Genomic DNA, 1,555 nt, shown 5'->3' with positions numbered 1-1,555 from the left:
CGGAATTGGGAGGACGCATTCATTCCGTGCTGGACAAGACAACCGGCCAGGAAATGTTCCATCTGAATCGCGTGATAAAGCCCGCCATGATCGCCATGCGCGGGGCGTGGATCTCCGGTGGCATTGAATGGAACTCGGGTCCCCACGGACACACCGTCACGTGTCTCTCGCCCGTCAACGTGGCGGTCCATCAGAATCCGGATGGTTCAGCCACCCTGGAGATTTCCAACACCGAACAAATCTTCCGGACCCGCTGGATTGTTCGCGTGACACTCAGTCCGGGCAAAGCATTCTTGGAAGAGAGTATTTCGCTCTACAATCCCACTGACGGCATGCACCCCTATTATTTTTGGAACTGCACGGCTTTTCCCAATAAAACGGGAACCCGATTCATTTTTCCCATGAGTTTGGGAACAGACCACAACGCCCGAGAGTTCTTCCGCTGGCCAATCCACGATGGGAAAGATCTGTCATGGTTAAAAAACTATGAAACGTACGCCTCCGTGTTTGCTGTTCAGTGTACTCATGATTTTTTTGGAGCCTATGACGTGGATGCGGATCGCGGACTCGTTCAATGGGCAGATCACCGAGAGCTTAGTGGTAAAAAAGCATGGACCTGGGGCGAGTGGGAATTTGGAAGGGTCGCGGAAGAAGATCTCACGGACGAAGATGGCCCCTATATCGAAGTGCAAAGTGGTCCTCTGCCGACACAGTCTGACTACGGTCGCTTGCGTCCTAGACAAACAGTGGCTTGGAGAGAATGGTGGTATCCTGTCCACGGGCTGGGGGATGGGTTCGAATTGGCCACCCGCCATCTCGCTGTCAATGTGATGCGTCGTCGAAAGGGTGTGGAACTGCGCGCAATAGCGACAGGTATTTACAACGGGGCGACATGTATCATCAGCCAGGAAAATCGCGAAATCGCCCGATATTCGGTTGACCTTTCACCCCAAAAACCTGTTCGCCTTGCCGTGCCGGTGGCAGCATCGCAGAGCTTTTCTGTGGAATTTCGTGCCAGAGACGGCAGCTTGCTGGCCACGTATCGGTCGCCCTTGGAAATTCCCAAAGTTGAACCGCCTGACCCGTCGCGATTCCAGGAAAAACCTGATTCAGAAAAATCAGCCGAGGATTTCTACACGGCCGGTGAAAAGGCCGATTTGGCGACGGATCGACCTCGCGCGCGGGAATTGTACCAAAAAGCTTTGGAGAAAGACCCCAAACATGTGAGGTCGTTGTGTGCGCTGGGTGTTCTCGATTTCGAGGCCGGACAATATGAGTCGGCATTGGCCTGGCTGACGCGTGCGTTGAAGAAATCGCCCGAGGATCCATGGTCTCTTTTTTACGCGGCTATTTCGCAATATCAACTGCAAAACTGGCAAGAGGCATGGGATTTGGCTACCCAGGCGGAAAAACATCAGGAAACTGCCGCGATCTCTGCTGATCTGTTGGGCCGAATCGCGATGCGGCGCGGCGACTTCGAAGCCGCGGAGGCCGCCTTCCGTCGGGCACTTCAAACAAACCCCGCCGATCCCGTCGCGGAGAATCATTTGATTCT

1 protein-coding gene is annotated in these 1,555 nt (G+C 54.3%); it reads left to right on the top strand.

Annotated elements, in window-relative coordinates; translation table 11 throughout:
• Positions 1 to 26 precede the first annotated feature (26 nt).
• A partial coding sequence (locus H5U08_RS18350; RefSeq protein ID WP_297036471.1) for a DUF5107 domain-containing protein occupies positions 27 to 1,555 on the top strand: 1,529 nt, incomplete at its 3' end.

The sequence above is a fragment of the Thermogutta sp. genome (assembly GCF_014359955.1).
Taxonomy (GTDB): domain Bacteria; phylum Planctomycetota; class Planctomycetia; order Pirellulales; family Thermoguttaceae; genus Thermogutta.
The sequence above is the reverse complement of the archived record's forward strand: the minus strand, read 5'-3'. Positions and strand labels throughout refer to the sequence as shown.